Source organism: Rhizomonospora bruguierae (assembly GCF_018397995.1).
Classification (GTDB): Bacteria; Actinomycetota; Actinomycetes; order Mycobacteriales; family Micromonosporaceae; genus Rhizomonospora; species Rhizomonospora bruguierae.
Genome location: NZ_BBQH01000078.1, coordinates 19,178 through 41,136 on the forward strand (window position 1 = coordinate 19,178; position 21,959 = coordinate 41,136).

Annotated in this window: 26 protein-coding genes and 1 pseudogene; 7 read left to right on the forward strand and 20 right to left on the reverse strand. The window is 70.8% G+C overall.

The features are described 5' to 3' along the window. Positions 1 to 123: 123 nt before the first annotated feature. Positions 124 to 957 (reverse strand): SDR family NAD(P)-dependent oxidoreductase, encoded by an 834-nt coding sequence (locus KJS59_RS25310; RefSeq protein WP_213455468.1) that lies wholly within the window; start codon positions 955 to 957, stop codon positions 124 to 126. 87 nt (positions 958 to 1,044) lie between these two features. Here KJS59_RS25310 and KJS59_RS25315 point away from each other — a divergent pair, with 87 nt between their 5' ends. Continuing rightward, complete coding sequence (locus KJS59_RS25315; protein WP_213455469.1) at positions 1,045 to 1,749, forward strand: TetR/AcrR family transcriptional regulator; 705 nt, start codon at positions 1,045 to 1,047, stop codon at positions 1,747 to 1,749. Positions 1,750 to 1,813: 64 nt separating this feature from the next. Here the strand turns inward: KJS59_RS25315 and KJS59_RS25320 are convergent, their stop codons facing one another. After that, positions 1,814 to 3,568, reverse strand: a complete 1,755-nt coding sequence (locus KJS59_RS25320) for an acetyl/propionyl/methylcrotonyl-CoA carboxylase subunit alpha (RefSeq protein ID WP_213455470.1) — start codon at positions 3,566 to 3,568, stop codon at positions 1,814 to 1,816. A gap of 397 nt (positions 3,569 to 3,965) precedes the next feature. Here KJS59_RS25320 and KJS59_RS25325 point away from each other — a divergent pair, with 397 nt between their 5' ends. Further along, on the forward strand, positions 3,966 to 4,439 hold the full coding sequence (locus KJS59_RS25325) for a hypothetical protein (RefSeq protein ID WP_213455471.1): 474 nt from the start codon (positions 3,966 to 3,968) through the stop codon (positions 4,437 to 4,439). 119 nt (positions 4,440 to 4,558) lie between these two features. On the opposite strand, the gene KJS59_RS25330 is transcribed toward KJS59_RS25325, so the two are convergent. From KJS59_RS25330 to KJS59_RS25395, 15 genes and pseudogenes are all read right to left on the reverse strand, one after another. Further along, positions 4,559 to 5,185, reverse strand: coding sequence for a DUF1349 domain-containing protein (locus KJS59_RS25330; RefSeq protein ID WP_213455472.1), 627 nt, complete (start codon positions 5,183 to 5,185; stop codon positions 4,559 to 4,561). A gap of 124 nt (positions 5,186 to 5,309) precedes the next feature. After that, positions 5,310 to 5,990 (reverse strand): hypothetical protein, encoded by a 681-nt coding sequence (locus KJS59_RS25335; protein ID WP_213455473.1) that lies wholly within the window; start codon positions 5,988 to 5,990, stop codon positions 5,310 to 5,312. Then, positions 5,987 to 6,874, reverse strand: coding sequence for an ABC transporter ATP-binding protein (locus KJS59_RS25340; protein WP_249714868.1), 888 nt, complete (start codon positions 6,872 to 6,874; stop codon positions 5,987 to 5,989). Before KJS59_RS25340 ends, KJS59_RS25335 begins: the two co-directional genes overlap by 4 nt. Positions 6,875 to 6,897: 23 nt before the next feature. Next, entirely contained in the window at positions 6,898 to 7,290 is a 393-nt protein-coding gene (locus KJS59_RS25345) for a GntR family transcriptional regulator (protein ID WP_249714870.1), read from the reverse strand. 287 nt (positions 7,291 to 7,577) lie between these two features. Continuing rightward, positions 7,578 to 9,062, reverse strand: a complete 1,485-nt coding sequence (locus KJS59_RS25350; RefSeq protein ID WP_213455474.1) for an alpha/beta hydrolase family protein — start codon at positions 9,060 to 9,062, stop codon at positions 7,578 to 7,580. Positions 9,063 to 9,256: 194 nt separating this feature from the next. Beyond that, positions 9,257 to 9,589 carry a hypothetical protein gene (locus KJS59_RS25355; RefSeq protein WP_213455475.1) on the reverse strand — a complete coding sequence of 111 codons (333 nt, stop codon included), beginning with the start codon at positions 9,587 to 9,589 and terminating at the stop codon, positions 9,257 to 9,259. A 189-nt stretch (positions 9,590 to 9,778) separates the two neighbouring features. Continuing rightward, on the reverse strand, positions 9,779 to 9,976 hold the full coding sequence (locus KJS59_RS31455; RefSeq protein WP_249714872.1) for a hypothetical protein: 198 nt from the start codon (positions 9,974 to 9,976) through the stop codon (positions 9,779 to 9,781). Further along, a complete protein-coding gene (locus KJS59_RS25360; protein ID WP_249714874.1) occupies positions 9,973 to 10,389 on the reverse strand; it encodes a DUF899 family protein in 417 nt (138 codons plus the stop codon). The genes KJS59_RS31455 and KJS59_RS25360 overlap by 4 nt, the downstream gene beginning before the upstream one ends. Before the next feature lie 199 nt (positions 10,390 to 10,588). Beyond that, a complete protein-coding gene (locus KJS59_RS25365; RefSeq protein ID WP_213455476.1) occupies positions 10,589 to 11,698 on the reverse strand; it encodes a hypothetical protein in 1,110 nt (369 codons plus the stop codon). 510 nt (positions 11,699 to 12,208) lie between these two features. Continuing rightward, positions 12,209 to 12,616, reverse strand: a complete 408-nt coding sequence (locus KJS59_RS25370) for an arsenate reductase ArsC (protein WP_213455477.1) — start codon at positions 12,614 to 12,616, stop codon at positions 12,209 to 12,211. 85 nt (positions 12,617 to 12,701) lie between these two features. Beyond that, positions 12,702 to 13,413, reverse strand: a pseudogene (locus KJS59_RS25375) (aquaporin); the annotation flags it as partial. Between the two features lie 64 nt (positions 13,414 to 13,477). Beyond that, positions 13,478 to 14,164, reverse strand: coding sequence for an arsenate reductase/protein-tyrosine-phosphatase family protein (locus tag KJS59_RS25380; protein WP_213455479.1), 687 nt, complete (start codon positions 14,162 to 14,164; stop codon positions 13,478 to 13,480). Between the two features lie 93 nt (positions 14,165 to 14,257). Continuing rightward, positions 14,258 to 14,689 carry an SHOCT-like domain-containing protein gene (locus KJS59_RS25385; RefSeq protein ID WP_213455480.1) on the reverse strand — a complete coding sequence of 144 codons (432 nt, stop codon included), beginning with the start codon at positions 14,687 to 14,689 and terminating at the stop codon, positions 14,258 to 14,260. A gap of 22 nt (positions 14,690 to 14,711) precedes the next feature. Beyond that, entirely contained in the window at positions 14,712 to 14,972 is a 261-nt protein-coding gene (locus KJS59_RS25390; protein WP_213455481.1) for a hypothetical protein, read from the reverse strand. Further along, positions 14,969 to 15,331 (reverse strand): DUF2089 domain-containing protein, encoded by a 363-nt coding sequence (locus tag KJS59_RS25395; RefSeq protein ID WP_213455482.1) that lies wholly within the window; start codon positions 15,329 to 15,331, stop codon positions 14,969 to 14,971. Before KJS59_RS25395 ends, KJS59_RS25390 begins: the two co-directional genes overlap by 4 nt. A gap of 405 nt (positions 15,332 to 15,736) precedes the next feature. Here KJS59_RS25395 and KJS59_RS25400 point away from each other — a divergent pair, with 405 nt between their 5' ends. Beyond that, positions 15,737 to 16,534, forward strand: coding sequence for an alpha/beta fold hydrolase (locus tag KJS59_RS25400; RefSeq protein ID WP_213455483.1), 798 nt, complete (start codon positions 15,737 to 15,739; stop codon positions 16,532 to 16,534). A 24-nt stretch (positions 16,535 to 16,558) separates the two neighbouring features. Here the strand turns inward: KJS59_RS25400 and KJS59_RS25405 are convergent, their stop codons facing one another. Beyond that, positions 16,559 to 17,215, reverse strand: a complete 657-nt coding sequence (locus KJS59_RS25405; RefSeq protein WP_213455484.1) for a lysophospholipid acyltransferase family protein — start codon at positions 17,213 to 17,215, stop codon at positions 16,559 to 16,561. Then, positions 17,212 to 17,790: a TetR/AcrR family transcriptional regulator gene (locus KJS59_RS25410; protein WP_213455485.1), complete on the reverse strand. Its 579-nt coding sequence runs from the start codon at positions 17,788 to 17,790 to the stop codon at positions 17,212 to 17,214. Before KJS59_RS25410 ends, KJS59_RS25405 begins: the two co-directional genes overlap by 4 nt. Positions 17,791 to 18,000: 210 nt before the next feature. Here KJS59_RS25410 and KJS59_RS25415 point away from each other — a divergent pair, with 210 nt between their 5' ends. The 4 genes from KJS59_RS25415 (at position 18,001) to KJS59_RS25430 (ending at position 21,292) form a co-directional block, all read left to right on the forward strand. After that, complete coding sequence (locus KJS59_RS25415; RefSeq protein WP_213455486.1) at positions 18,001 to 18,270, forward strand: metal-sensitive transcriptional regulator; 270 nt, start codon at positions 18,001 to 18,003, stop codon at positions 18,268 to 18,270. 135 nt (positions 18,271 to 18,405) lie between these two features. Continuing rightward, positions 18,406 to 19,803 carry an MBL fold metallo-hydrolase gene (locus tag KJS59_RS25420; RefSeq protein WP_213455487.1) on the forward strand — a complete coding sequence of 466 codons (1,398 nt, stop codon included), beginning with the start codon at positions 18,406 to 18,408 and terminating at the stop codon, positions 19,801 to 19,803. Positions 19,804 to 19,835: 32 nt separating this feature from the next. Then, positions 19,836 to 20,426 (forward strand): rhodanese-like domain-containing protein, encoded by a 591-nt coding sequence (locus tag KJS59_RS25425; protein ID WP_213455488.1) that lies wholly within the window; start codon positions 19,836 to 19,838, stop codon positions 20,424 to 20,426. Then, positions 20,423 to 21,292, forward strand: coding sequence for a sulfite exporter TauE/SafE family protein (locus KJS59_RS25430; RefSeq protein ID WP_213455490.1), 870 nt, complete (start codon positions 20,423 to 20,425; stop codon positions 21,290 to 21,292). The genes KJS59_RS25425 and KJS59_RS25430 overlap by 4 nt, the downstream gene beginning before the upstream one ends. Here KJS59_RS25430 and KJS59_RS25435 read toward each other — a convergent pair. Continuing rightward, on the reverse strand, positions 21,257 to 21,877 hold the full coding sequence (locus tag KJS59_RS25435; protein WP_213455491.1) for a phosphatase PAP2 family protein: 621 nt from the start codon (positions 21,875 to 21,877) through the stop codon (positions 21,257 to 21,259). The genes KJS59_RS25430 and KJS59_RS25435 overlap by 36 nt on opposite strands. Positions 21,878 to 21,959 lie beyond the last annotated feature (82 nt).

The window sequence follows — 21,959 nt, forward strand, 5'->3', positions numbered from 1 at the left end:
ATGGTGGCTGCCCGCCGGTCTGAAAGCGGGCAGCCCGGCGGGCGTGCGGTGAACGGCGGCCGGCAGCGGCGCCGGCTCGACCTCGCGCGCGGAGGCCGCCAGGTTTCCCGGACAGCCCCGCGGTCAGGCCGACTTGGGATACCCGAACTGGAGGCGGGTCAGGTTGTCGAACGTGCGGTCGGGGAGCATCGTCGCCATCGCCACCGCGACGTTGGCGCCCTTGCCGACGCGGTAGCGAGTCTTCGGCTTGGCGTCCAGCGCGGCCTTCACCGTCACCTTCGCCACCTCGTCGACGGTGCACATCTGCTTGGCCGCCTTGCCGCCGGTGAAGAAGGCCCGCATGGCCTCGGCCATTTTCGCGTAGGGCCCCTGGCCGGACGTCTCGATCAGGCGGGTCATCGCCGTCTCGTGCCAGTCCGTGGCGACGTAGCTGGGCTGCACCAGCGCCACGTCGATGCCGAACTGGGCCACCTCGCCGCGCAGCGCGTCGGACAGGGCCTCGAGCGCGAACTTCGAGGCGTGGTACCACCCGCCCAGCGGCGCGGCGAACTCCCCCGCCAGGGACGACATGTTCACGATGCGCCCGGCGCGCTGTTCGCGCATGCCCGGCAGCACCGCCTGGATGAGCTGGACCGCGCCGAAGACGTTGATCTCCATCTCGGTGCGGGCGTCCTCGACCGACGTCTCCTCCACGGAGCCGAACTCGCCGTACCCGGCGCAGTTGATGAGGATGTCGACGGGGCCCGCGGCCTCGGCGACCGCCCGCACCGCCGCGGCCGGCCCCGCCTTGTCGTTGAGGTCCAGCGCGACCGCGGTGACGCCGGAGATGGCCTCGATGGCCGTGGTCCGGCGAGCGGCGCCGAAGACGCGCAGGTCACCCCTGGCGGCGAGGAGTTCGGCGGTGCGGGCCCCGATGCCGGAGGACGCACCGGTGATGAGGACTGTGCGACTGGTCATCTCAAATCCCAACTGTTACTGTGAATCACGTATACAGAGGTTAAGCTTGTCGGCGGAACTAAGTCAACCGGGAGGGGGCGACAGTCCGTGGGAGAGGATCCTGGAGCAGGCGGCTCGGCGGGGGAACCCGCGCACAGCCATCCGGGTGACCGGGCGTTACGCCTGCTGTGGGGGGTGGACCCGCCGCCGGCTCGCGGCCCCAAGGCGCGGTGGAGCCTGAACGATGTGGCGCTGCGGGCGTTGGCCCTGGCCGACAAGGGCGGCCTGGAGAACGTGTCCTTAGCCAAGGTGGCTGCGGAACTCGGCGTCACGACCACCGCCATCTATCGGTATGTGGACTCGAAGGACGTCCTGGTCGCGCTCATGGTCGACGCCGCGATCGGCGATCCGCCGACGCTGACCGAAGACAGCCTAGAGGATCGATGCCGCGCGTGGGTCCGGGCGCTCCGCGAGCGGTACCGCCTGCACCCGTGGCTCGCCGACGTCCAGCCGACCGGCATCCCCCGGCAGCCGCGGCCGTTCGGCTGGATCGAGGCGATGGTCACCGCCACCGCCGAGTACCGTGGCGTCGACGGCCTGCGCCTGTCGCTGCTCTTCGAGGGACTCGTGCGCGCCTACTCCACCATCGCCAGGGGAGTGGTGGCCGACACCGCGCCGGCGGCCTGGATGAGCACGGCGTTGGCCGAGCGCTTCCCGGCTCTGGCCCGGGTCGCCCAGCGCGACTGGTCCAATGTCGACGCGGAACTCGACTACTCCCTCGAGATCGTTCTGCGCGGCCTCGCCCGCCCCTGACGGGCACCCGCCGGGACGGTGCCCGCGCGGGCGGACCCGGCGACGACCGCCCGACCATCGGGGACTACTTGATCTCGACGATGACGGCGCCGGCCTGGACGACCTCGCCGACCTCGGCTCTCAGCCCGGTCACGACGCCGGCTTTGTGGGCGTTGAGCGGCTGCTCCATCTTCATCGCCTCCAGGACGACGATGAGGTCGCCCTCGGCCACGGTGTCGCCCTCGGCGACGGCAATCTTGACGATGGTGCCCTGCATCGGGCTGGTCAGTGCGCCGCCGCCGGCCGCGCTGGCTTGCTTCCTCGCGCTGGAACGCCTGGCCGGCGCGGACTGGGTCGGGCCGCCCGTGCCGTCGCTGATGCCGGCAAGCCCCGCGGGCAGGGACACCTCGAGGCGTTTGCCACCAACCTCGACGGCGATCGTGTCACGGGCGGGGAGTGCCGCGGCCGCGGTCGCGGGAGTGGGGAAGGCGGGCACGTCGTTGACCCACTCGGTTTCGATCCACCGGGTATGCACCCGGAACGGCTCGTCGGTGAACGCCGGGTCGCGCAGGACCCTGCGGTGGAACGGCAGCGCGGTGGCCATCCCGTCGACAACCATCTCGTCCAGCGCCCGGCGGGCCCGTTCGATGGCCTGCGCGCGGGTCTCACCCACGACGATGACCTTGGCCAGCAGCGAGTCGAAGTTGCCGCCGATGACACTGCCCGACTCGATGCCGGTATCCACCCGCACGCCGGGACCGGTGGGCAGGGTCAGCGTGCCGACCGTGCCCGGGGCGGGCAGGAAGCTGCGGCCCGGGTCCTCGCCGTTGATGCGGAACTCGATGGCGTGCCCGCGCGGGACCGGGTCGGCGTCGAAGCGCAGCTTCTCCCCGGCGGCGACGCGGAACTGCTCACGAACCAGGTCGATACCGGTGGTCTCCTCGCTGACCGGATGCTCGACCTGCAGCCGGGTGTTGACCTCCAGGAACGAGACGGTCCCATCGGCACCCACGAGATACTCCACGGTGCCGGCGCCGTGGTAGCCGGCCTCCCGGCAGATGGCCTTGGCCGACTCGTGGATCTGAGCCCGCTGAGCATCGGTGAGAAACGGCGCGGGCGCCTCCTCGACCAGCTTCTGATGCCGCCGCTGCAACGAACAGTCCCGGGTACCGACCACGATCACATTGCCGTGCTGGTCGGCCAGCACCTGCGCCTCCACGTGCCGAGGCCGGTCCAGATAGCGCTCCACAAAGCACTCTCCGCGGCCGAACGCGGCCACCGCCTCCCGGGTCGCCGAGTCGAACAGCGCCGGAATCTCGTCCAGGGTGCGGGCCACCTTCAGGCCCCGCCCACCACCACCAAACGCGGCCTTTATCGCCACCGGCAGCCCATACGTCCGGGCGAACGCTACGATCTGCCCCGCGTCGGCCACCGGCTCCGCCGTACCGGGCACCAGCGGCGCACCGGCCCGCCGGGCGATATGCCGAGCCGTGACCTTGTCGCCCAGATCCCGGATCGCCTGTGGACTCGGCCCGACCCAGATCAGACCCGCATCAATCACCGCTTGTGCGAACTCGGCATTCTCGGATAAGAACCCGTACCCGGGGTGCACCGCGTCGGCGCCGGACCTGCCCGCCACGTCGACCAGCTTGTCGATCCGCAGGTACGACTCCGCGGCCGTGTCGCCGCCCAGCGCGTACGCCTCATCGGCCAGCCGCGCGTGCAGCGCGTCACGGTCGGAATCCGCGTACACCGCCACACTGTCCAGCCCGGCATCGCGGCAGGCGCGGATGACGCGGACCGCGATCTCACCACGGTTGGCAACGAGTACCTTGCGCACTGAACGCTCCCTCGGGTCGATCCGCCGGCGTGGTCGCAGTCATTGTCGATGGACGAATGCCCCGGGTCAGCGCCCTGACGTGGACACGGTAATGCCCTCTGAACCGGCCGGAATGGGCACCGTCGAGTGAGGTTAGCGCATGGTGCCGGCGCGGCGCATGCATCGTTGTTGATCTCCATGAGCGGCCGTGGGTACCACCCTGAGGGCCGTGCGGCGGCGCCGAGAATGCGTCCGGAAAGCGGCCCGGCCGCTTCGATCGCCCTGTTCAACTGCTGACGATGCGCGGTTGAACGGGCGCCGGGCCGGCCGGTCTGCGGCCGATGCGAGGCCGTCCAGCGGGTTCGAGTACCAGGTGGCCGGCACACCGTGATATTCGAGAACTGGGTACGCTCCAGCCATGGCGCGCCACCCGGGCTTTCCCTTCGAGCCGAGGTCGACCGCCTACGTGTCACCCGGCGATTTCTGGGCCATCCCCACTCGCAGGGGCGGATGGTACTGCTGCGGGATCGTGCTCGCGATCAACGTTTCCGAGGTCGCGCCGTCGCGATCTCTGATTGTTGGCCTCCTTGACTGGTGCGGACCGCGGCCCCCAGCCGTCGACACCATGACCGGTGCCACAGTTCTGGCTCACGGCGAGGCGCATGTCAAGACCATCCGTGCGACCGGCGCCATCCTACTTGGACACATGTTGCTCGATGCCGGCGGTCTCGACGCGTTGCTCAACGGTCGTGTGGTGCGCGACTGCCCGGTATGGGGGTACAAGAGCATCGAAGATCTCGCGCACGAGCACTTCGGCCGGCATTTCCCGGAGCGCCCGACCAGGGCGACCCGGTTGCCTGCCCCGCTTCGGTACCTCGCGCGGGATGCCTGACCAGCGGTCGCCCGGCGTCCACCGCGACGCGGCGACCGGCTCCACCCGGCCCGCACTCAACGACCGGCACTGGCGCGCGATCACCACATCGGGGATCTGCGCGCCCGTGCGTTGGCGGCTCAGGAGCCGTCGCGGAGTTCGGCCAGGCGGTGCGAGGCGAACCGAATGTCGTCGAAGGTCACGGTGCAGCCCTCGCCGGTCGGCGACTGGACCTCGAAACCGATCCGGTGGTCGCCCAGCCGGTCGCCCAGGGTGAACACCCGGATCAGCTGCCATGTCGTGCCGTCGGTCGAGGCGTGGTACGCGTACACCCGGTCGATGCGGGAGACCCGCAGCCAGATGGACCGGTCGGGGACGGTGAAGGAGTTGGCGTCGTCGGAGACGCCGCGGGTGACGACGGAGACGACCATCGGCTCCGCGGCGGGGGAGAACTCGAAGCAGAACTTGCTCCAGTTCCGCTCGTCGATCCACAGCAGCAGCACCCCGGCGTCGTACTGGGACCGGAAATCGACCGTGAGCCGGGCGCTGAACTGGAAGTCACCCGCCGGCGGCAGGCCGAGCAGGGTCGCCGCGTTGAGCAGGCTCTCGGCGTCGGCGGAGTCCGTGCCGGCCGGATTCACGTAGAGGTCGGTGTGGGCGGGGGCCGTGCCGACCACCCCCGCGCCCCGGTCGTCGCGCCGAAAGACATCGACGTGTGATGCGCTGAGCGGAAACGGCAACTCGGGAAGTTCACACTTGTCGGCCATCAGGCGCCGTCCCTTCGAGACTGTCCGGTTCCGTCACGCCTGGCATCCTCCCACAGACCGTCACCGATGCTCACTTCCTGCCTGCCCGTCGCCGCCGGTCGCCGCGCTCGGCGCAAAATCGGCATCAGACCGTGGCGCGGCGGATGGTGGCGTGGCCGCCGACCAGCAGCAGGACCGCCAGCGCGGCGATGACGCCGGTCAGACCCAAGGCGGTCAGACCGGCGAAGGACCCGCCGGCAGCGGACCAGACGTGCCAGTGCTCGAAGTGGACGACGACGACCCCGGCGACCACCACGAGCGCCTGCACCGCGATGAATGCCAGCGTGCCGAGCAGGCCCCACCGGTTGTACCCGATTCCGTACCACATCCCGTATACGAACAGCGCAAACAGGCCCACCACCGAGGTCAGCCAGGTGGCGTACCACGGGCCGTTCAGCAGGTACGGCACCCGGAAGAACCGCATGGACAGTCCCCAGCCGTCGGTGGCCCGCTCGATCGCCTGCAGCGCGGTCAACACCAGGCCGGACACCAGGGCCAGCGCCATCCCGAGCAGCGCGGTGCCGAAGTAGAACGACCGGCGGCTGGCGCCGAGCGTGAGGCCGAACGGCAGTGACCGGCCGATAGTCTGCATACCCAGCATGGCGAAGTAGATGACGAAGCTGAGCAGGTATCCGGCCGCGTTATGGCCGCTGCGGCCGACGGTAACGGCGCCGACGGCGAAGGAGAACGGGAGGATCAACGGCAGCACGAGATAGTTGGCCGACATCATCAGGTTGTAACGGGCCACCTTGACCCAGGTATTCATGCGCTGGTCCGTTCGGTCTCGGAGCTGGCCTCGTCGGCGGGGGCGAGCACGCCAGTGGACGCCTGCACCACGATCTGCTGGAGGGACAGCGGGGTCAGGTCCAGTCCGGACGATCGGGCCTGCTCACGGTCGTCCGCAGACAGTGGCCCAACCATCACGATGGACGCCTGGGAGCCGAGCCGCCGACGTTCCCACACCGGCCGGCCGGCGGCGAGCGCCTCCACGGCGAGGCAGGGACCGCTCACCCGGGTGGCGGCGCCGCGCAGGTCGTCGGCCGCCGCGTCCAGGACGACCCGGCCTCGGTCAAGGACGATGACGCCCTCGAACATCGCGGCCGCCTCGTCGATGAGGTGCGTGGACAGCAGTACCGTGCGGGGGAACTCGGCGAAGTCCGCGAGCAGCCGGTCGTAGAACACCTGCCGCGCCACCGCGTCCAGGCCCGCGTAGGGCTCGTCGAACAGCGTCACCTCGGCGCGGGCGGCCAGCCCGATCGTGATCCCGAGCGCCGAGCGCTGCCCGCGCGACAGCTTCTTGACCGCCTTGTGCGCCCGCAGACCGAAGTCGTCCAGCAGCGCGGACGCCAGCGCGCGGTCCCAGTTCGGGTAGAACCAGGAGGCGGCGCGCAGCGCCTGGCCGACCTTGAGGTCCGGGTACGCCTGGTCCTCGCGGACGAACACCAGGCGGCGCAGCACGGCCTCGTTCTCGGCCGGCGGCGCGCCGAGGACCCGCACCGATCCGGCCGTCGGGAACTCCTGGCCGGCCATGATCCGCAGCAGCGTGGTCTTGCCGGCGCCGTTGCGGCCGAGCAGGCCGGTGATGGTCCCACCGCTGATCGCGACGTTGATGTCGTCGAGAGCTGTGTGATCGCGGTATCGCCGGGTCAAGCCGGCGCACGATATCGCCGGTGTCACAGCGAGGCGCCTTCCCGCTCGTGGCCGGCTTCCTTGATCAGGGTGAACAGCTCGTCGGTGTCGATCCCGAGGCGGGCCGCCTCGCTCAGCAGCGGATCGACGTACCGCTGGGTGAATTCCGCCCGGCGCCGGGCCAGCAGCCGCTGCCGCGCCCCGGTCGCGACGAACATCCCGATGCCCCGCCGCTTCTCCAGCAGCCCGTCATCGGCCAGCACGTTGACCCCCTTGGCCGCGGTCGCCGGGTTGATCCGGTAGAACGCGGCCAACTCGTTGGTGGACGGGACCCGCTCGCCCTCGGCCAGGCCGCCGTCCGCGATCTCCCTCGCGAGTCTGTCGGCGACCTGGACGAACAGGGGGGTTCCCTCGTCCAGTCCAGCCAGCTCCGGCATCGTCTCCACTCCCGCTTCGGCGGTTAACTACTCAAGTAACGTACTGCTCAACCAGGGCGCCCGTCAACCAAGCGACGAGAGGATCCGGCGGTGTGGGGTGAACAAGAGTAGGCATCGACGATGGTGCGCGAGTCGTGCTACCGAATGTTCGTGGACCAGGTGGATGGTCAGCGAATGGGTGCACCGTGGCTGTTGGCGGCGCGGTCTGCGCGGTCGTTGGTGTACCTGCCGATGCGGTGCTACCCCGTGCCCCCGGCCGGGCGGGAGACGGTTGACGACGGAACGAATCAAGGTCGACGGGTCTCGAAGAGCACTTCCGGATACTGATTGGCCGGACCGTCCAGCAGCGCCGCCGGTTGGCCCTTCAGCTCGCGGTCGAAGAATGCCCGTGAGTAGGCATTGATGATGTCGTGCCCCCGGCTTCCGTCGATCGGTCCGGTGATGCCCAGCGACGGCAGGAGCGGCGAAACCACCGGGTAATCGGTGAAGTTCACGTGGAACATGCCCGGCACCTGGACGAAGTACCCGTCACCCGGCAGGCTCTCGTACGTCGCCCGCATGCTGTCGTGGTGCTCGTCGATCTCGCTTTGCGGCCAGCCTTCCCGCCGCATCGTGTCGGCGTCCCGGGTGATCCACATCGATGGCTGCCGCAGCCCCTCCCGGACCACGTCGGTCGGCACGGGAGCGTCCAGCATCAGGCAGGCGCGCAGGCGTGGGTCCATCCGGCAGGCTTCGGGGCCGATGACGCCGCCCAGGGAGACGCCCAGCACGCCGGCGCGTTGCAGATCCAACCGCCCGGCCAGGATCGGGTCGGCCCGGTTCAGGGTGGTCAGCTGGTCCAGCGCGAAGCTGACGTCCTGGGCGAGATACCGCGCGATGCCGTCCTCGTATATCTGGCCGTTCAGTGTCGGGGCCGGGTCGACCCGGGCCCAGCTCGCCCGGATCAGGGGAAACATCTCGTCGCGCGACCGCCCGACCGCCTGGCGGCCATCCGGGAAGACCACCGACGCGGCGGCGTACGGCATGTCGAAGCCCACCACGATGTAGCCGTGCGACACGAGTTCCTCGACCTGGAAGGTGTTGTGGCTCCGGTAGCCGCCCAGCCCGTGCAGGAAGACGAGCACCGGGTAGCTGGGCGCGCCGTCCGCCACGGGCGCGGACGGGACCGCGTTCGTGGTGATGTACCTGAGGTGGTCAAAAATGAAACTGGGCTGTTGGAGCATCCGCGCCAGCGCCTTCCCCACCTTGTCGGCATCCTGCACGTAGGGGGCGTGCTTCGCTGATGGGACCTTCGTGGCCGGGTACCAGACCTGCGCCATCAACTCACGATGATCGGTCGAATCGGCGGTGAAGATCTCCGGACGGTTCCCGTCCACCCAGTGGTAGGTCACCGTGCCGATTCCATATGGCCCGCTCGGAGTCCGGAAGTGGAACACCGGGAAGAGGATCGGCAACGCGGCCGAGATCGCCAGGCCGAGTACCGCCAGGCTGACGCCCACGGTGGTGGCGAGCCGTCTGGTCCAGTGCCGTGCACCGGGCGTATCCGCCGGTTTCCCGGCCGGCACCAGCCAGCGCAGGAGAAACAGCCCGGCCAGCGCGTACGCCGGAACCATCTGCCAGCGCGAACCCTCGATGAGAAGCTGCGCGCCGGCCACCGGGATTGTGATGAGCGCCGAATGGCGCAGCCACCGCGCCCTGCCGGGCGCCGGGATCGCCAACAAGAGCAGTGCCACCACGTTGGCGACGATCAACGTAATTTCCAGGGGTCTCATCTTTCCCGCTCCTCCATCGGCCTCCGCGTACGTGCACCCAGGGCGTGGGCAACCCGCCGGGCTCGCTACCTACGCCGTAGGTAAAACCTACGGCGTAGAAGTTAGACCTACGATGTAGGTTCGACCAAGACGAGGAGGTGAGGAGTGACCAAGCGCACACGGGCAAGCGGCCGGGCTGATCCGCCCAGCACGCCTTACCGGTGGCCGGGCGCGGGATCGGACGCGGGCTTCAGGACGAGCGCGGCCGCGATCACGCACGCGATCGCCGGCAGCAGGAAGATCCCGATTGACAGGAGCCCGAGCAGCGCTGCCAGCCCGAGCAGGATGGCACTCGCGGCCAACGCCGGCCGGGACAACCGCCCGGCAAGGACCGCGACCAACGGGGCCAGGCCGATCACGATGAGCCCGGCGTACCACCAGGCGGGTGACCCCCCGTCCTGGCTCACCAGTACCAGGTACCCCACGAGGTAGGCACCCGCCCAGATCGTCGCCGTCAACGCCAGCAACCGCGTCCACATAGTGCCCATTGTCGAAGCCTAGGCCGCCGGGCGCGCTGTCGATCCATCGGTGAACCCCGGCGCACCCGAAACCGCAGGTGCGTCGCGGCCGGGGTCACCGGCTCACCTGGGGGAGCTTCTGTGCACTGGGCCAGCAGGCGGGGCGGTTGCTGAGCCGGCGCTCAGCACTCTGCCGGCGCGGTGACGGACGAAGGCGCGTCAGTGGTGGTGGCCGTGCCGGCCGAGGGTCGCCACGCGGGTCGCGCCGGGGCGGGTCCACTGCGGGACGGGGCGGCTGGTCGGGCCCCAGGTGGGGTTCCCGTCCGCGTCCGAGCGCCAATACCAGCACGGGCCGCGCCCCTCGGGCCAGCCCTCGGGGTTGTCCTCCCACGCCTCGCCGCGGCCGTAGGGCGTCATGTCGAGCAGGCCGAAGGACCCGTTGACCGGCCCGTGGTCAGGATGGCGAACGAGACGCCGCGGGCATTGAGGTAGACGGCGTCCCTCAGGTGCCAGGCCGTGGTGGTGCAGCCCTCGCACTGCCCCTGGTGCGGCGTGCCGTCGTGCCACATGTGCTTGTAGACCACGAGCTCGTCGCGGCCCTGGAACAGGTGCAGGAACGGGACCGGGCCGTCGGGTCCGACGACCTCGACCGTCCCGTCGAACTCCACCATCGGCAGCCGGCGGCGGGCCGCGGCGAGGGCGTCGCCCTCGCGGGTGTGGGCCTTCTCGCGGATCAGGAGCTCGTCGCGGGCGGCCTGCCAGGTGGCCAGGTCAACGACGGGCGGGCGGCCGGGCGGCGCGGTGGTCGGGTCACTCGGTGTGGTCGTCATGGTGTCCTCCGTGATGTCTCGTGCCGGGCATGCACCACCGGTACAGACTCGCGACCCGGCCGAAACTCATCGCGGCGAGGAGAAGATTTGTAGCCGTCGCGCTGTGACTCGCCGGCGCACCTGACATCGAGTGTCCCTGTAGGACATCATCGGAGCCGGGTGCCCGGCCCATCGGGGATGGGACGGGCACCCGGGTCAGCTACGGGCGAGCGGAGAACGAGATGGTGAAGCCCTCGCGAATCAGCCCGGGCGTGGGTACCCGAATCGGCGTGAGCTCGCCGATCCACGGTTGGGGGAACGGCCCCTTCGGCCATTCCCAGCGCCACCACCACCAGATTTCGTTGCCGCACCATCCCGTGTAGAGATCATTCCCCGAGACGGCGAGCGAGACGGGGGATCCGGCACGGGTGACACCGGTAGGGGTGATCGTGACCGGCGCCAGCCAGCTGCCGGTCAGGTCGGTTGTCGCAATCCGGACCGCGCCATCGTTCCCCGTGAAGGACACGGCCAGCGCACCGTTGGGAAGCTGCGCCGCGGTCAGGGACGCCCCGGACGGCACCACGCCGGCCGCCGTGACCGCGACCGGCGCCCACGGGTCCGGCAGTGGTCCTCCCGTGATATGAGTCGTCCACAGGCGCCCGTCGAGCCCGGTGAAGAACGCCTGCATGCCGACCGTGGTGGACACCAACGCCACGCCGCCACCCGGTTGCGCCGTACCGGGGGGACTGTGCAGGATCGTTGCCGACGAGCCGGAACCGGTCTCCCAGACCGAATACAGCCCGCCGTTGTTCCCCACGAACACCACTACCGGGGCGGACGTGGGCAACAGGGCCGCCGCGACGATCCCTCCGCGCGGTGCGCCCGCCCCGCCCCAGGGTTGCGGTCCAGGTCCCGGCCGTGCCGGCCAGCGATAGCTGGCGCGATAGACCGTGCCACTACCTCCCACGAAGAAGATATGGTCCCAGCCTTGCGCCCGCACCCCGCTCAACGGAGCACCCGGCGGTGCCAGACCGCTCGGTCCGTCCTGGATGATGGTGTTGCCGGGACGATTGACGGTGGGCGCCGTCATCACCAGCCCACCCTGCAAACCAATAGCATAGGCGGACACGCGGCCATCGTTTTCCATGAATGCCGCCAAACCGGCTCCCGGCGGGGCCATCGCGGCACTGTCGACCAGTACCGGCGGCCCGAGCGACGATCCGTAGAGGCGAGCGTCACTACCAATCGCGAACCCGATCGGCGGGCCCAGCGCCGCATGGGCCGCTGGCGACCCGAGTGGTGCGACCACAAGGGCAGCGGTGGCGCCCACCCCCACGATAAGGCGCCGGAATCTGCTACTGGCTCTGCTCATGGAGACTCCTCTCGATCACCGTACCGCTGACGATAGGACCCCCGCCCTCCGCATCCATCATCAACCATCGATATATGTTGCGATGTGAGAATTCGCGCGACGCCGCCTGACGGAAAGCCGACACGATTGCGGGACCCGCTCGGCCTGATCCGCCAGGATGCCGGTACCGCCGCGGATTCGCAGCCCGAGGATGGCCGGAACTTCCGTCGTGTCGCTCGGGCCGGGCCCACTCGTTCGTGGGCTCGCCGAGCAAGGACCATTGTGGACAGCATCGTGTCGTCGGGGTCCCGCGTCTCCTCGGACGGTGACGAGGTCGCTTTTGTCGCTTCGGCATTGATCGGCAGACGCCACGACACCGGAGTCAACATCCTATGTGGAGTCGACGCCCCGGCTCATCCCTTTCTTCGGTACCGGGGCAGGTAGACGAGTTTGTCCGAGGTTGTCCACCAGGGCCGGTTCGGAGGATGGTCAGGTGGTGCGGCGCAGCTCGGCGAGCAGCTTCTCGACCCGGGCGCGGATCTCGTCGCGGATCGGGCGGGCAGCCTCGACGCCCTTACCCGCGGGGTCTTCGAGCTGCCAGTCCTCGTAGCGCTTGCCCGGGAAGACGGGGCAGGCGTCGCCGCAGCCCATGGTGACGATGACGTCGGATGACTTTGCGGTGGCGTATTCGAGGAGCTTGGGGGTCTGGTCGGTGATGTCGATGCCGACCTCCCGCATGGCCTCGACGGCGGCGGGGTTGATCCGGTCGGCGGGGGCGGAGCCGGCGGAGCGGACCTCGACGGTGTCGCCGGCGAGGTGGCGCAGCCAGCCGGCGGCCATCTGGGAGCGGCCGGCGTTGTGGACGCAGACGAACAGGACGCTGGGTCTGTCGCTCATGGCTACCTTCCGTGCGATGGTTGACGAACCCGAGATCGGGCCGGGGTACGGCGTTGTCATGAGCGGTTACCGGCTGCGGCCTCGTCGGTGGGGATGACAACCTGGCCGGCGGCGGCTCCGGCGTCGGGGTAGAGCGCGGCGAGCAGGCCGATGCCGACGGCGAGGCCGACGACCTGGGCGAGGACGAACCCGGGTACCGAGCCGGGGGCGATGCCGGCGAAGGTGTCGGTGAACGCGCGGCCGACGGTGACCGCCGGGTTGGCGAACGAGGTCGACGAGGTGAACCAGTACGCCGCGCCGATGTATACGCCCACCGCGGCGGGGGTGACGGCGGCGCGGCCGGAGCGGGCGAGCGCGAAGATCAGCAGGATCAGCCCGGCCGTGGCGACGACCTCGCCCAGCCACCGGTGGCCCCCGGCGCGGTCCCTGCCGGAGAAGTCGACGGCGGCCAGGTCGAACATCAGGTTCGCCAGCACCGACCCGGCGATCGCGCCGAGAACCTGGGCCGCGAGGTAGCCGCCCAGGTCGCGGGCGGTCAGGCCGGTGCCGGTGCGACGGCCGAGGAACCAGTCCGCAGTGGACACCACCGGGTTGAGATGGGCTCCCGAGACCGGTCCGAACATGAGGATCAGCGCGGCGAGGGCGAACGCGGTGGCGGTGGAGTTCTCCAGCAGTTGCAGGCCCACGTCGCCGGGGGAGAGGGTGGCGGCCATGACGCCGGAGCCGACCACGGCGGTGACCAGCAGGGTGGTGCCGAGGAACTCGGCCAGCAGGCGCCGCCGAAGTGCGATGGTCATCAGTTCTTTCGCTCCACGATCTGAGGGGCCCCGGCTTGTCGGCGGCGGTGGTTACCGGCGCCGGTCATCGGACGCCGCTGGGCAGGACGGCGGGGGCGAGCCGGTCGACCCGGTCGGCGAGGTCGGCGTAGGCGGTTTCGAACGCCTCGTCGGTGTCCACCCGCACGGGGTCGGGCACGGACCAGTGCAGGCGGGGGTGCAGCGGGCCGGTCAGTTCCTCGTGGGCGTTGTCGCACACGGCGATGACCAGGTCGTCCCCGCGCACGATGTCTCTGATGTGGGCGGTGCCGGTCGGGTCGAGGTCGAGGCGGTGGCGGTGGGCCACGGCCACCGCGCGGGGATGGACCCGGGTGGCGGGTTTCGTGCCGGCGGAGGCGGCGGCGCTGCGGGTGCGCCGCTTCCACAGGGCGGCGGCGAGCTGGGAGCGGGCCGAGTTGTGGGTGCACACGAACACCACCCGGCCGACACCGGTCAGCCGTGGGGCGGCGAGGGCGGCCAGCGCCCGCGGGCGTAGCCGAAGGTAGGTGCGGCGGCGGTCGCCCTCGGAACGGCCCTTGGTGACCAGGCCGGCGTCGGTGAGGACCCTGACGTGGTGGGCGACGAGGTTGGTCGGCAGGCCGAGGGTGTGGGCGATCTCGCCGGGAGAGGCGTCGCCCAGGGTGAGCGCGTCCACGATTGCCAGCCGCGCCGGGTCGCCGAGGGCGGCGTGGATCCGGGCTCGCCCCGCGAGGAAAGAAGGCTCAACAGTCATTGACTCAACTATTGCTGACAGTTTCGGGTGGAGTCAAGCCGGCCGGCCAACCGCCCGACTTCGTGATCGGGCGGTCGCTCGCGTCGAACGGTGCTACTCGCAGAACACCTGGACCTTGGCGTCGGGCTGGTCGACGTCGACGGTGATGTCGTCGAGCTGCTCGATGAGTTCCTCGATGTGCTGCGGCTTGAGCTGGGTGAGGTCGATCGGTACCCCTGACTTGTTCAGCTCCGTGTTGACCTGGGTGAGTGCCTGCGGAGGGATCAGGCTGGCGAGTCGGACCCCGGCGCGCAGCAGTTGCAGCGGGACCCGGACGTTGACCCGGCCCGGCCCGTCGCCGCCGAAGTTGTCCGCCGAGCTCACCACCACCCGCAGGTACTTGGGTCGGGACTTCGGTCGGGGTGCGGCTCCCGGCGCCGGCTCGGGCAGCTCTCGGTCAAGGGCGTCGATCAGCCGCTCGGCCTCGTCTGCGGTGATCTTGCCCTCGGCCAGCATCTGCAGGATCTGGCGGCGCTGCTCGTTCATGTGGTGCTCCTCCCCCTCTGACTCATCTGACGCTCACCAACACGGCCATTCGGCCCTGCTCGATCTCGATCCGGGTGCCGGGCAGCGCCCCCAGCAACCGCCCGGTGCCACGCAGCGCGCCCACCGGGCTCACCCGGGTGGCGAGGCAGGCGATCAGTCCGACCACCATGGCGAGCAGCAGTACCGGTGACAGCACCAGCAGCACCGGCAGGACCGGGATGTACAGCCGCAGCCAGCGGCCGTTGGTGCGGCGATGACGGACCGTCACCAGCTGCGGGATCATCGGGTCTTCTCCAGCTCGGTCAGCGCCTCCTGGACGCTGATCTCCCCCCGCCGCAGGCGGTCGACGACATCGGCGCCGCTGGGCGCCGGATCGGTGTCGACGAAGTCGAGGCGCTCGGCGATCCGGTTCAGCCGGGACTTGATCGTCGGGTAGCTCACCCCGAAGATCCGCTCCATCTCCTTGATCGAACCGTGTGACCGGACGAACGCGGCAACGAACACCTGGTCGTCGACGCTGAGCTGAGCCAGCTGCGGCGGCTCGAACTGCCCCTCGATCACGACGCCGTTGCCGGCGAGGCGGACCCGCTCGACCACGAACGGCTGTCCGTGCGTCAGGTCCGTGAGTTCCTGCCAGTCCACCCTCGGCTCCCTTCCCTCGACGACGCGCTGATGACTCATTTCTATCTTGAGATTCTTAAGCTGTCAACGGAGAAACCTTGATTTTCTTGAACCTGACCTTCGAGGGCTTGCTCTCGCCCTGCCTCCCGCGAACCGCTGCTTCGTCCCGCGCACCGCGGCAACCCCGGTGCCGGGCTGGCCGGCGCCGGTCCAGGTCGGCGGCGGATACCCGTGGCCGGCGCCGTACCTGATCTGCCCCGACCCCTCGGCCCACTTCCCGGCCGCCGCCGTACCGCCAGCCACCACCCCACCGCCCTGCGCACCTCCGTCCGCGGTGGACGACGCGTAGGCACTCGGTGGCCCCGCATCGATCGCACAACTCGCGTCGACTTGAGGATGTCGGCTCAGGCTGATGGGATTCGTTCGATGAGAAGGGTGGCGGTTCGTCGCGACGGTGTCGTCCTGTCCTGCCTTGCGGGTGGGCTGGGCGACGAGGTGATCGTCCTGCTGCACGGCCTGGCCGGCAGCGGGCAGGAAATGCTGCCAACGGCGGAGGCGCTCCTGCCCGGTCGCCGCGTCGTCGCGGTAGATCAGCGCGGGCACGGTCATTCGACGCGCCGGCCACGGGACCTCTCTCGCCGGGCGTACGTCGAGGACGTGGTCGCCGTCGTCGAGGAACTCGCGGGCGGCGGGCCGGTGACGCTCGTGGGTCAGTCGATGGGCGGGCACACGGCGATGCTGGTCGCCGCCTGGCATCCCCACCTGGTGCACCGGCTGGTGTTGCTGGAGGCCGGGGTCGGGGGTGGTGGCGCTCAGGACGACTATCCGGACAAGCTCGGCGACTGGTTCGCGTCGTGGCCGGTGCCGTTCGCCGATCTTCGCAGCGCGACCGAATTCCTGGGCGACACCCCGATCGCCCGGGCCTGGCTGCGGGACCTGGACCGACGCGCGGACGGGTTGTGGCCACGGTTCGAGCCCGGTGTCATGCGGGCCGCCATCGCGGCGGTGGTGGACGGAGCGCGATGGGAGGAATGGCGGCAGGTGACGGCCCCCACCCTGCTGGTGCAGGGCCAGAACGGCACGATCGCGGCCGCTGAGGTGCAGCGGATGGTGTCGTTACGCCCCGACGTCATGCATGTCGTCATTCCGGACGCCGGCCATGACGTCCACCTGGAACAGCCCGACGCATGGGTCCACACTCTACGGACGTTCCTCGACCGCTAGCGAGGCGTAGGCGCCGCGGGTGCGTCAGGTGCGGGCGTAGTGCGGCACGTACTCCTGGGCGGTGAGCGACTGGATGGTGGCCATCAGGGTGTCGGTGAGCCGGCGGACGTCGGCCGGTGCCTGTATGTGTACCGGGATGGCGGGCCCGAAGGTGATGCTGATCGGGTGGCGCCGGGGAAAGCGGGCTCCGCGCGGGCGTACCCGGTCCGTGCCGCGGATACCCACCGGGATGATGGGGACGCCGGCCTGGTTGGCGAGGCGGACCGTGCCGGAACGGCCGCGATAGAGGCGGCCGTCGGGGGAGCGGGTGCCTTCGGGGAAGATGGCCACCAGCCCGCCGCGGCGGAGTACGGGCACGGCGGCGTCGAACGCCGCGAGGGCGGCCCGGCCGTTGCCGCGCTCGACCGGGATGGCGCCCATGCCGCTGGTGATCAGGCGGGTGAGGCGACCGCGCGGCCCCGGCGACCGGAAGTATTCGGCCTTGGCCCAGAAGGCGACGTGGCGGGGCGTCACGATGCCGAGGAACAGCTGGTCGGCGACCGACAGGTGGTTGGCGGCCAGGATCGCTCCCCCGGTTTCCGGCAGGTGGTCGAGGCCGGTGACGGTGGGATGCCAGAACTGGTTCAGGTACCGGCCGACGGTGTGCTGGGCCAGCGCGTAAAGGGGTGGGGTGGAGGTCATGCCGTCCGTCCGAGGTGGGCGGTCAGGGTCGCGTCGAGCAGCGCGGCCGGGTCGGTCGCGCCGGTCGCGAGGGGGAGGCTGCCCCAGTACCACAGTTGGGCGATGCCGTGCAGGCTGGCCCAGAGGGCTCCCGCGACGACCCGGGCCGGCGGCTCGGGCTCGGGCCGGATCCGCGCCACGAGGTCGGTGAGGAGCTGGAAGAGGGGCAGGCTGACGTCGCGGAGCCCCAGGTGGCCGCTTTCCAGCAGGTCGTGGCGGAACATCAGCTCGTACCGGCCGCGATGGGCGGCTGCGAAGTCCAGGTAGACCCGGGCCAGCGTGGCGAGCCGGGCGCGTGGGTCGCCGGGCGCCTCGACCAGTGCGGCGCTCACCTGGGCGGTGAGGTGGGTGAATCCGTCGCGGGCGATCGCCGACAGCAGTTCGAGGTGGGTGGGGAAGTAGCGGCGCGGTGCGCCATGCGAGACGCCGGCGGATCGGGCGATCTCGCGCAGCGACGCCGCGGACGGGCCGCCGCGCTCGATCAGTTCGCCGCCGACCCGGATGAGGCGCGCGCGCAGATCCTCGTCAGCTTGCATAGACAGTGTCTACCAGGGTTGGTAGACACTGTCTACGTGCGGCCCTCCGTGACGGCGACGGCTGGTTCCGGCCCGGCGTGTGCGGCGAAGGGCGGTGGCCGCGGGCGGTCGGTACCCGGAGGAATTGATACCCCGGGGGGTATGTTGCTATGGTCGTACGTGGCAACCGGGCAAGCGGGCGCGGGGGTCTGGTGACCAGGAGGTGGCGAGATGAAGCTGCGGCCGGAGATGACGGGCGACGCGCTGACCCGGCTCAAGCGGGCGCGCGGGCAGCTCAACGCCGTGATCGAGATGATCGAGGGCGGCGAGGACTGCCGCGCCGCGCTGACCCAGCTCGCCGCCGTGTCCAAGGCGATCGACCGAGCCGGCTACAAGATCATCGCGTCGGGGATGCGGCACTGCTCGGCCGCGCGCGACCGCGGTGAGCAGCCGGAGATGACCGAAGAGGAACTGGAGAAGCTGTTCCTGGCCCTGTCGTGACCCGCGACGCCTGATGTTCGCGCCCGGGCCGTGATGTGCGGCCTGGGCGGGCAAGTCGCACATGAGTTCGACCAAGAGACGAGACTGTCCGCTGCATACCCCCCGGGGTATGTGGCGAAGGAGAGGAGCAGGGGAGTGGCAGTGCAGGTATCGGTCATCGCGACCTCGTCCCTGGGCGACCGCAGCTACCTGGCCACGGACGGCCGGGTGGCGGTGGTGGTGGACCCGCAGCGGGACATCGACCGGATCGTGTACCTCGCCGGCGAGCGGGGCGTGCGGATCAGCCACGTGGTCGAGACCCACATCCACAACGATTACGTCTCCGGTGGCCTCGAACTGGCCCGGGTGACCGGTGCCCGGTACCTGGTGGCCGCGGCCGACGAGGTCGGGTTCGACCGGGTGCCGGTCGCCGACGGCGACGTGGTCGACGTGTCGGACGGGCTGCGCATCCGGGTGGTGGCCACGCCCGGGCACACGTTCCACCACCTGTCGTACGTGCTCGACGAGGCCGGCGACGACGGCTGGTCGGCGGCCGGCGTGTTCACCGGCGGGTCGCTGCTGTTCGGCACCACCGGGCGCACCGACCTGCTCGGTCAGCAGTACGCCCACGAACTGGCCCACCACCAGCACGCCTCCGCGCGACGGCTGGCCGACCTGCTGCCCGACGGCGCGCGGGTCTGGCCCACCCACGGGTTCGGCAGCTTCTGCTCCGCGAGCCAGGCCGACGCACCGGAGTCGACCATCGGCGGGGAGAAGCGGAGCAACCCGGTGTTCCGGCTGGCCGCCGACCGGTTCGTCACCGAGACCCTCGCCGGCCTCGACGCCTACCCGGCGTACTACGCGCACATGGGCGTGGCCAACGCCGCCGGTCCGGCACCGGTGGACCTCACCCCGGTCACCCGGGCCGACGCCGGCGAACTGCGCGCCCGGATCGCGGCCGGGGAATGGGTGGTCGACCTGCGCCACCGCAAGGCGTACGCCACCTCGCATCTGGCCGGCACGGTCAGCCTCGGCCTCGACGGGCCGATGTCGACCTGGCTCGGCTGGCTGATCGACTGGGGCGTCCCGATCACCCTCCTGGCCGAGACGCCGGAGCAGGTCGCCGACGCCCAGCGGGAACTGGTGCGGATCGGCATCGACCGGCCCGCCGCCCAGGCCACCGGGCAGCCCGAGCAGTGGGCGACCGACCGGGCCGACCTGCGCCGGCTGACCGTCGCCGACTTCCCGGCCCTCGCGGCCGCGCGGGCCGGCGACACCCCCCACGGGCTGCCCGCCCCGCAGGTCGTCCTCGACGTGCGGATGACCGACGAGTGGAACGCCGGCCACATCGACGGCGCGGTACACGTCCCGCTTCCCGATCTGCCGAAGCGGCTGGCCGACGTGCCCGCCGGGGCGGTGTGGGTGCACTGCGGCTCCGGCTACCGCGCCACCGCCGCCGCCTCCCTGCTGGCCAACGCCGGCCGCGAGGTCGTCCTGATCGACGACATGTTCGACCGGGCCGACCAGGCCGGTGTACGGATGGCCGCAGCCTGACCGGCCGGCTCACTTCTTTGGGAGACAGACCGATGACCACGCCCACCCCCTCGACCCTCGACGCGGCGACCCTGCGCGAGCTGATCGCCACGGGCCGGCCGCCGCGGCTGCTCGACGTGCGCACCCCCGGTGAATTCGAGACCGCCCACATCCCCGGCGCCTATAACGTCCCACTGGAGCTGCTCAGGGAACACCGCGCGGAGCTGCGTAACCACCTCGACGAGGACGTCGTGCTGATCTGCCGCTCCGGCGTCCGCGCCACCCAGGCCGGGCAGACCCTCGCCGCCGTCGGCCTGCCCAACCTCAAGGTCCTCGACGGCGGCATGCTCGCCTGGCAGGCCGCCAACGCGCCCACCAGGCAGGGCCGGCGGCGCTGGGACCTGGAACGGCAGGTCCGGCTCGTCGCCGGCGCCATCGTCCTGGCCGGCGTCGTGGGCTCGGTGTTCGTGCCGGGCCTGGTCTGGGTCGCCGGGTTCGTCGGCGCCGGACTGGCCTTCGCCGGGATCACCAACACCTGCGCGATGGGCATGCTACTCAGCCGGCTGCCGTACAACCGGGGCGCCAGCTGCGATCTGGACACCATCGTCGGCCACCTGCGCGGCAGCGCCGGGAAACCGTCGTGACCACCCTCGCCCTCGTGCTCACCGTCGCCGGAGCGGTGCTGATCGGCGTCAGCCTCGGCCTGCTCGGCGGCGGCGGTTCGATCCTCGCCGTGCCGCTACTGGTCTACGTCGCCGGCCTGCCGGCCAAGGAGGCCATCGCCACCTCGCTGCTCGTCGTCGGCGCCACCAGCGCCGTCGGTGTCCTGCCGCACGCCCGCGCCCACCGCGTGCGGTGGCGTACCGGGCTGGTCTTCGGCCTGGCCGGCATGGCCGGCGCCTACGCCGGCGGCCGGGTCGCCGCGATCATCCCGGCGGCGTTCCTGCTCACCGGCTTCGCGATCATGATGTTGGCCACCGCGGTCGCGATGATCCGTGCACGGCGTACCGCCGAGGGGCGGCCGGTGCCGCGCGAGTTGCCGGTGGTGCGGGTGGTCCTCGACGGGGTGGTGGTCGGCCTGGTCACCGGGCTGGTCGGCGCCGGCGGCGGCTTCCTCGTGGTGCCCGCCCTCGCCCTGCTCGGCGGCCTGCCGATGCCGGTCGCGGTCGGCACCTCGCTGGTCGTCATCGCCATGAAATCCTTCGCCGGCCTGGCCGGTTACCTCGCCAGCGTGCCCATCAACCGGGGGCTGGCCGCCGCGGTCACCGCCGCCGCCATCGCCGGCAGCCTGCTCGGCGGGCGGCTCGCCGGACGGGTGCCGGCCGACCTGCTCCGCAAGACGTTCGGCTGGTTCGTCGTGCTGATGGGCGTCTTCGTCCTCGCCCAGCAGCTTCCCGCGGAACTGCGGTCGAACCCGTTTCTCTGGACGGCCCTGCCGGTGGTCGCCGCCGTGGTGGTCGCCACTCTCCTGCGGCTACCGCAGGCCCGGAGGGGTCCCCACGGCGGGTGAATCGGCGACGGCCGTGGCGCGGGGCCGCAGCAGGGGTCGCAGCCGGGTGCCGTCCAGCCGATCCAGGGCGGCGATGAGCGGCCGGCGGGCGATCAGGTAGCCGAGCAGGGTCACGCTGGCGCCGACCGCGAAACCGGCCAGCACGTCGGCCGGGTAGTGCGCCCCGATGTAGATCCGGGCGAAGCCCATCCCCGCGGCGGCGACCGTGGCCAGCAGTCCAACCTGCCAGCTGACCAGCAGCAGACCGGCCGCGACGGCACCGGCCATGGTGGCGTGGTCCGACGGGAACGACGGGTCGGTGGTCCGGTCGGCCAGGACCAGGATGCCGGGCAGGGTGGAGTACGGGCGCGGCTCGTGCACGGCGGACACGATCGGCTGGTTCACCACCACCGCGAGCAGCATGCCCACGGGTGCCCACACCGCCGCCGGCAGTCCCGCGCCCCGCCGGCGGGCAACCCACCAGCCGGCGAGCAGCAGAACGGCGAACAGCACCACACCGTACTTCGCGTAGCCGGCCAGCGGGGCGTGCAACCATGGCGTGGCCCGGGCCAGTTCGTTGATCTCCATGAAGAGCCGGGTGTCCATGCTGTCCCTCCGCCGTCCGGGTCGACGTGCCGACCGTAGGCAGCCGGACATGAAGGCCAGATGAAGACCACCGGCGGTGTGC

Excerpts from the sequence above, each read along its gene's own strand:
- KJS59_RS25310 (WP_213455468.1), bottom strand. The coding sequence starts at position 957 with ATGACCAGTCGCACAGTCCTCATCACCGGTGCGTCCTCCGGCATCGGG.
- KJS59_RS25325 (WP_213455471.1), top strand. The coding sequence starts at position 3,966 with ATGGCGCGCCACCCGGGCTTTCCCTTCGAGCCGAGGTCGACCGCCTAC.
- KJS59_RS25330 (WP_213455472.1), bottom strand. The coding sequence starts at position 5,185 with ATGGCCGACAAGTGTGAACTTCCCGAGTTGCCGTTTCCGCTCAGCGCA.
- KJS59_RS25335 (WP_213455473.1), bottom strand. The coding sequence starts at position 5,990 with ATGAATACCTGGGTCAAGGTGGCCCGTTACAACCTGATGATGTCGGCC.
- KJS59_RS25345 (WP_249714870.1), bottom strand. The coding sequence starts at position 7,290 with ATGCCGGAGCTGGCTGGACTGGACGAGGGAACCCCCCTGTTCGTCCAG.
- KJS59_RS25350 (WP_213455474.1), bottom strand. The coding sequence starts at position 9,062 with ATGAGACCCCTGGAAATTACGTTGATCGTCGCCAACGTGGTGGCACTG.
- KJS59_RS25355 (WP_213455475.1), bottom strand. The coding sequence starts at position 9,589 with ATGGGCACTATGTGGACGCGGTTGCTGGCGTTGACGGCGACGATCTGG.
- KJS59_RS31455 (WP_249714872.1), bottom strand. The coding sequence starts at position 9,976 with ATGACGCCCTACGGCCGCGGCGAGGCGTGGGAGGACAACCCCGAGGGC.
- KJS59_RS25360 (WP_249714874.1), bottom strand. The coding sequence starts at position 10,389 with ATGACGACCACACCGAGTGACCCGACCACCGCGCCGCCCGGCCGCCCG.
- KJS59_RS25370 (WP_213455477.1), bottom strand. The coding sequence starts at position 12,616 with ATGAGCGACAGACCCAGCGTCCTGTTCGTCTGCGTCCACAACGCCGGC.
- KJS59_RS25380 (WP_213455479.1), bottom strand. The coding sequence starts at position 14,164 with ATGACTGTTGAGCCTTCTTTCCTCGCGGGGCGAGCCCGGATCCACGCC.
- KJS59_RS25385 (WP_213455480.1), bottom strand. The coding sequence starts at position 14,689 with ATGAACGAGCAGCGCCGCCAGATCCTGCAGATGCTGGCCGAGGGCAAG.
- KJS59_RS25390 (WP_213455481.1), bottom strand. The coding sequence starts at position 14,972 with ATGATCCCGCAGCTGGTGACGGTCCGTCATCGCCGCACCAACGGCCGC.
- KJS59_RS25400 (WP_213455483.1), top strand. The coding sequence starts at position 15,737 with ATGAGAAGGGTGGCGGTTCGTCGCGACGGTGTCGTCCTGTCCTGCCTT.
- KJS59_RS25405 (WP_213455484.1), bottom strand. The coding sequence starts at position 17,215 with ATGACCTCCACCCCACCCCTTTACGCGCTGGCCCAGCACACCGTCGGC.
- KJS59_RS25410 (WP_213455485.1), bottom strand. The coding sequence starts at position 17,790 with ATGCAAGCTGACGAGGATCTGCGCGCGCGCCTCATCCGGGTCGGCGGC.
- KJS59_RS25415 (WP_213455486.1), top strand. The coding sequence starts at position 18,001 with ATGAAGCTGCGGCCGGAGATGACGGGCGACGCGCTGACCCGGCTCAAG.
- KJS59_RS25425 (WP_213455488.1), top strand. The coding sequence starts at position 19,836 with ATGACCACGCCCACCCCCTCGACCCTCGACGCGGCGACCCTGCGCGAG.
- KJS59_RS25435 (WP_213455491.1), bottom strand. The coding sequence starts at position 21,877 with ATGGACACCCGGCTCTTCATGGAGATCAACGAACTGGCCCGGGCCACG.